Annotated in this window: 8 protein-coding genes; 1 reads left to right on the top strand and 7 read right to left on the bottom strand. The window is 36.9% G+C overall.

What is annotated here, in order from left to right; genetic code table 11:
* The 6 genes from D6734_12505 to D6734_12530 all read right to left on the bottom strand — a co-directional run.
* On the bottom strand, window positions 1-764 hold a 764-nt coding region (locus tag D6734_12505; protein RMF92335.1), incomplete at its 3' end, for an SDR family oxidoreductase.
* Window positions 765-840: 76 nt separating this feature from the next.
* Window positions 841-1,368: a hypothetical protein gene (locus D6734_12510; GenBank protein ID RMF92336.1), complete on the bottom strand. Its 528-nt coding sequence runs from the start codon at window positions 1,366-1,368 to the stop codon at window positions 841-843.
* Between the two features lie 58 nt (window positions 1,369-1,426).
* Window positions 1,427-1,963 carry a hypothetical protein gene (locus D6734_12515; GenBank protein RMF92337.1) on the bottom strand — a complete coding sequence of 179 codons (537 nt, stop codon included), beginning with the start codon at window positions 1,961-1,963 and terminating at the stop codon, window positions 1,427-1,429.
* Between the two features lie 44 nt (window positions 1,964-2,007).
* Complete coding sequence (locus tag D6734_12520; GenBank protein RMF92338.1) at window positions 2,008-2,217, bottom strand: 4Fe-4S dicluster domain-containing protein; 210 nt, start codon at window positions 2,215-2,217, stop codon at window positions 2,008-2,010.
* Window positions 2,218-2,238: 21 nt separating this feature from the next.
* The gene (locus D6734_12525; GenBank protein ID RMF92339.1) at window positions 2,239-2,925 is read right to left on the bottom strand and encodes a hypothetical protein; all 687 of its coding nucleotides are present in this window, start codon (window positions 2,923-2,925) and stop codon (window positions 2,239-2,241) included.
* A 28-nt stretch (window positions 2,926-2,953) separates the two neighbouring features.
* A complete protein-coding gene (locus tag D6734_12530; protein RMF92340.1) occupies window positions 2,954-3,925 on the bottom strand; it encodes a hypothetical protein in 972 nt (323 codons plus the stop codon).
* 128 nt (window positions 3,926-4,053) lie between these two features.
* On the opposite strand from D6734_12530, the gene D6734_12535 reads away from it, so the two are divergent.
* Window positions 4,054-5,823, top strand: coding sequence for a hypothetical protein (locus D6734_12535; GenBank protein ID RMF92341.1), 1,770 nt, complete (start codon window positions 4,054-4,056; stop codon window positions 5,821-5,823).
* A 10-nt stretch (window positions 5,824-5,833) separates the two neighbouring features.
* Here the strand turns inward: D6734_12535 and D6734_12540 are convergent, their stop codons facing one another.
* The gene (locus tag D6734_12540) at window positions 5,834-6,292 is read right to left on the bottom strand and encodes a DUF1232 domain-containing protein (GenBank protein RMF92342.1); all 459 of its coding nucleotides are present in this window, start codon (window positions 6,290-6,292) and stop codon (window positions 5,834-5,836) included.
* Window positions 6,293-6,294 lie beyond the last annotated feature (2 nt).

Here is a 6,294-nt window from a genome sequence, read left to right on the forward strand (position 1 = left end):
ATATCCTTAATCGAACATTTTTCAAAGTACTCCCCGCTAATTCCTTCGACCTCTTCAGATGTAGCTACATAAATACTGGTTTTTGCGCCTTCTTCTGGTGTTGCCATAAATCGCTTCAGAATTTTGCTTACATAAGCCATATATCCTTTTTCAAATGTCCATATATTGGTAGCAACATGGCCGGGATGGACAGCATTCACTGTAACATTTGAGCCTTTTAAACGCTCTGCTAATTCTCTCGTAAATAATACAACTGCATATTTTGAAGCTGAATAAGCTTTAAATCCTTGAAATCCTTTCTTCATATTTATATCGTCAATATTGATTTTACCCTGCATAAAGGCATTGGATGAAACATTAACAATGCGGGCAGAATGAGATTTCTTTAGTAGAGGCAAAAGAAGATTTGTTAGAAGGAATGGACCAAAATAATTTATGCCCATCGTCAACTCAAATCCATCTGCTGTTTCTTTTCTCTCCATAGTAAATATCCCGGCATTATTAATCAGAACATCGAGGTGATCAAACTTTTTGGAAAAATCATCTGCAAAATGCCTAACAGAATCTAATCGCGATAGGTCAATCTCCATTATTTCGATATCATTGTTGCCAGTATCCCTTTTGATCTCTTCGCATACGGGCAATGCCTCTTCTTTGTTTATGCAAGCCATTATAATTCTTGCCCCTTTTCTGGCTATGCCTTTCGTTGTCTCTCTGCCAATTCCTCCATCAGCCCCGGTAATTAAGACTATTTTATCTTTCATAATAGACCCCTCTTGCAAAAAAAAAGACAGCTCCATTTCATAGATGGAGCTGTCTAAAATTTCAATGGCTTGAAAATCATTTTACCATTTTGAATGTCCAAACACACCCGGTTTCTTCCCATTCAATCTTAATAGGGATACAACCCATTTCTGTGGTTGGATGGCGGGGATGTGTAAGATGCATCTTTTCAACTTCACATATTTCTCTGCCGTCAAAACCAAGATTTGCTTTCTTTACTATTTCTCTTTGTTTTTTCAATCTAAGACAATTTTTAAATCGTACTGTAATTTCACCATTTTCAGGTTCTGAAACCTCATATTCACCGGGACCGTGCATCATCTGATCATTATAAAGAACCCTCTTTATTGCCTCCTTTAACGACTTATTTGGAGCAAGCTTTCCTACAATACGAGCCATTGGGCCAATAAACCTTGGTGCCATATAGCGGTATGCTTCTACTGTATCATCAACCCATTCCTGCACAGTGCCAAGACGTTTATGAGTTTTATAACTAATTGCATGGTCCATTGTAAAAAAGTCATGGAGACGGTCCCACTTTTCTTCAATGGGCATCTCCTTTATATCTGGTTTTTTCATTTCCATAACAATTCTCCTTTCTTTAAATAGTAACCATTTAGTTAGTTTTAGAATTTTATCAAATTCAAACTTTCTTATATACCCAGACGCATCCTCCTTCCTCCCATTCAATTCTTACGGGAATACATCCCATTCTACAGGCAGGATGGTTTGGATGAGTCAAGTGCATCTTTTCGACTTCGCATATCTCACGCTCATCAAAGTCATATCCAAGTTGTTTTATCCATTTTTTATGCCTCTTTAAGCGAGCGCAGTTACGCCATCTAACAATTATCTGTCCATCTTTTGGTTCAGAGTATTCAAATTCCGAAACATCATGGTGCTGTTGGTCGAGTTTAAAAACAGCTTCGAAGGTTTTTTTAAGATATAGGTTAGGGGCAAGGTTGCTTATATTCTTAACAATAGGTCCTAAAAACCTCGGTACAGATTTATTATAAGCTTCAACGGTGTCGTTTACCCATTCCTGCACAGTGCCAAGACGTTTATGGGTATAGTAGCTTATCATATGGTCCATTTCAAAGAAATCACAGCATCGGTCATACCTCTCTTCCAAGGACAACTCTTTTACATTTGCCTTATGAGTTTTTAACTCTTCAGCCATTATCCTGCCTCCTTTTATTTAATTAGAGAGGCATTTTTTCCAAATCAAGTACTTTCAGCTGTGGCTGCCTCTTTCTTTGCTTTACTAGATTTTACAATTGCGGCATTTGGGCACACCTTTATACAAGCTCCGCACTCAACACAAGTTTCCTCATCGATTTTGTAAGTGTCCTCATACTCAATAATTGAATTTGTTGGACAGATATGCCAGCATGTTCCACAAATAATACAATCTTCTGTGATGACAAATGCCATTTTAAATCTCCTCTTTTATCATTACATTGCAATTCCCGTTTGAATATTCTCTAAATTTTCAACGATTAAAGGAAGGATATCATAGTGTATTGTGCAATAGACCTCTCCGGGATTGAGATTCATCAGACAGCGAGCCTGTTCATCTCCCATATTGAAAGTTATTGTTTTATTGTGAAAAACAATTGGAAATGAATTTGTGCACCAAGCACTTCCTGAAACCCCCTGGACAAGCTCCCCTGTTTTCCATGTGTAAGCTTTTGTAAGACGCATAACTCTATATGCATCGGTGACAATCATCACAATATCTGGATTTTCAACATCCTCGAGAGCGCCGATAACCTGATATTTATGATGAATAAAATGGTGGGGGATCTGCTGGTTAACCCTTCTAAATACTTTCCGGGTTGAATATCCTTTTTTAAATCCTATTGTTGATGCCATTCCTGCATCAAATTCTTCTTTTGTTACTTTTCTATTGCCTATACCTGAATAGACTGCACCACCACACATTATATTTTTATTTGTGATGTAAAATGGTTTTCTTCCCTCTTCCCACATTTCAGCCACTATTGCGCAATGGAAGGATATATCATCACCATAAGGTTCAACATTGACAGGAAGCTCATCATAAAGTTTAAAAGCAATTATTCTCCTTTCATATCCTTCAAGCTCTTTAAGTTTTTCTGCTAATATTTTATTCTTTCCCATTATCCTCTATAGCTTTATAGTGATTATATTACCCAAGCATATCATCAATATTCAATCCCACAGATTCCATTTGCTCGGCAATTACATTACGCGTGATATTTGTGTATTTTTTTTCTTTAGCAAATTCCTCAACTTTTTCCACTGCAAATTCTCTGATGCCATCTGGAGCAGACATAACTAAACTAATTGCCTCATCATCCCAAGGCATAGTTATCTTCAATCCTGATGTGGTTTTGTTACCATCTTTTGAAGGCTCTTCCTTTTTCTTCCAAAATTTTGACCATTCAGGTTTTGTTGCCGCAAGATTTTCTCTTGTATCTATGCGTACATCGACTAAAAGCTTATGCAAGTTTTGAACATATTCAATTGGGATAATCACAAAAAGCTCATCATTTTTAATCCTATTAAACATCCTACCGCCAAAATCTCCAAAGGTTATGACTACATTCTTTTCATGCCACGGCGAAGAAAAAAGCTCACCGCAAAGAGAAGTGCCAAATGAACCATATGGCTTAATTCCATCTTCAACAATACGGCATGCAGCTATATTGTTTGCATTGTGGGGATTTGCAACTACTACAATCCAATCGACATCTACATTTTCAGGCACATCGTCGAGAGGCGCAGCACCAATTCCTTTAACCATCCCCGGCGGTAAATTGCGCATTCCTGCCTTTAAGCGAGCTGCACCCTCATATGAAAAAAAACTGCTTGTCTTTGAAAGATATTCACCATTGACAATATCCTTTTTCCCTTCTATTAAACCGCAATGATAGGCACCGACAAGACAATCATGATGTCTTTCATCAAAATAGACCCTCTTGCCTTCATCCATAGCTAAACGGATAATTGTACAGGGCTCACTTTCAATTGGCGAATATTCTTCTGGGATATTATTACGGAAAAGAGTTATCGCAACAGGTTTTCCTCTAACCTTGCCTTTTTCAATCAGTATAGTGGAGATTTCTTTTAAATTCATCTTTAAAATTTTTTTGAACAAAGACTTGTTTTATTCAATTAAATAAAATGTATTATTTGTCAAACAATTTCCTTCAAAATCTTGAAGAACTTTTCAAATGATGTGTTAAAAGAAATAATAAACATAAAATAAAGAGGAGTGTAAAAGAAATGAAACATTCAAAAGTAGTTTTAATTCTATTTATTTCAGTTTTTCTTATTATCCTTTTATCCCCTTGGAGCATTGCTGATGAAAAAAATACACAGAAAGAATCGTATTCAAAAATAGAAGCACTCGATGGCTCTTATTGGATTCAGGTCAACGAAGATGGTTTTGGCGATGAAAATAATGTGGCAGTTGTTGCAATGAAGGAATATCAAAACAATCTATATGCTTTGGTTCGAAATGACAAAGAAGGTGCGGAGGTTTGGCGTTTTGATGGAAAACATTGGGAACAAGTGCTATTCCCAAATAATGTGGAAAACGGAATCTATAACAACTATTTTATCAACTCTCATATGGGGGCTATGGAAGTTTTCAAAGGAAAGCTTTATGTTGGATTTTCATCAGGAGTTCAGGGATATTATCTCAAGTCCTCCGGATGTGAAATATGGCGATATGACGGCTCAAAATGGGAACCGGTAGTTTCCGATAAAAAAGATGTTGATGAAAAAGGCATAATCAGCGCTATTTCAGGATGTAAAGACAAAGACGGTGAAACAACGGCAATCTTTATTGATAGTTCAAAAAAATGGGAAAAGAACCGGTGGAAAGGAGGAGTTTTACAGATAACATCTGGCAGGGGAAGATTTAGAAGATTTGATATTGTCTCAAATACAGAAAATACCTTAATAGTTCAGCAAAATGAAATTGGCGGCAATAGGGGAAAGGAATATACAGTATGTAAAGAAAAACATTACATAAATCCATTCCCTCTGCATGAATATGATCTCCCGCCAGTTTCAGCAGGAGACAGTTATGAAATAGGAATGGGAAACGATGAAAACGGCTTTGGAGATTACTTTAACAAAGCTATTTCAAGTATGGTTGTCTTTGAAGGCAAACTCTATGCAAGCACAGTGTTAAATTATGATTATGGCGGACAGGTATGGTATACAATAGATGGAGAAAATTGGAAAATTACAAATCCTCCTCGAAGTTTAGGACTTTTTCATGATGACCCAAATTATCCCGATTCAAAAAAGCCGGTAACAAGAGGAATACCGAGTCTCGGCGTATGTGATATTGAAGGGGAACCTAATCTTTATGCCGGCACTCTCGGCTCAGATGGAAATCTTGGGGGATGTGCACGCTTTGCAAAACTTACAATTTCAGGCTGGGAACTAATTGTAGATTCAAGTATCGATGAAAATGATACAGGAACAAATGAAAATGGATTTGGTTCAGGTATGGAGTGCAATATGTTTAATGGCAATTTCAATGTCTGGAGCCAAGCTTGTTTTAAAAAGAAGCTGTTTGTCGGAATACAATCAATTGCAGGTGCAAGGGTTTTATATACCAAAACAGCAAGCCCCAAAGACGGAAGTTGGTTTTACAGTGTAGGAGGCAATGGGAAACTCCCTGCAGGATTTGACGGAAAGACCAACAAAGGCGCTTCAATGGTAATGAAAAAACCTGTTTTTGAAACCATCGCGGTTCAGCTTTTTCCATATGGCGATTATCTTTATGCAGGGCTCGTTCGTCTTTATATGCCGCTTATGGGTGCAGGCGCTGAAACTTTGACTGGCTCTCAGATATGGAAGACGAAAGATGGAATAAACTGGGTCGAAGTAACAAAGAACGGTTTTGGCGATAAAACAATTCTTAACTTTCAATCATTTTGTGTATATAAAGATAATCTCTATGTCTCAGGAAGCAGAGCGGCAAACACTGTTGGAGGAGGACTTGGGGGAACAAAAATCTTTAAACTTCTAAAATAAAATAGCTCATCTAATTATTAGAAAAAAAATTTCTTATTTTATGCCATAAGCCGCTTCCAATCATTTCGTCTGCAATTTTTAAAATATGCTTCACATTTTCCAACACATCACTGTCTCCGGGCCAATTTCTTTGGAGAATTTCAGGATCTATAGAATTGGTTATCTTATTTATCAGATAAGCGGCAATTACAATATCGTCTGCATAACCAAATGCACCAAGTATTGCTTCAGGCATAAGGTCGAATGGAAGAACGAAGTATCCGATGGCAAAAGCAATTTTTCTTTTTTCTTCTATAGGCACATCTTTATCCATCATCAGTTTACAAAGGAGATAAAAAAGGTCCGGGGCAAGAAGGATATATTCTTGCCATTTAGAATCTTTCCCTGAATCAGATTTCAGCCACTCAAGAACTTTTTTTCTTAAATTTAAATAAAAATCTTCATTTTCTTTTGATCCTAAATTATACATAT

Source organism: Candidatus Schekmanbacteria bacterium (genome assembly GCA_003695725.1).
Taxonomy (GTDB): domain Bacteria; phylum Schekmanbacteria; class GWA2-38-11; order GWA2-38-11; family J061; genus J061.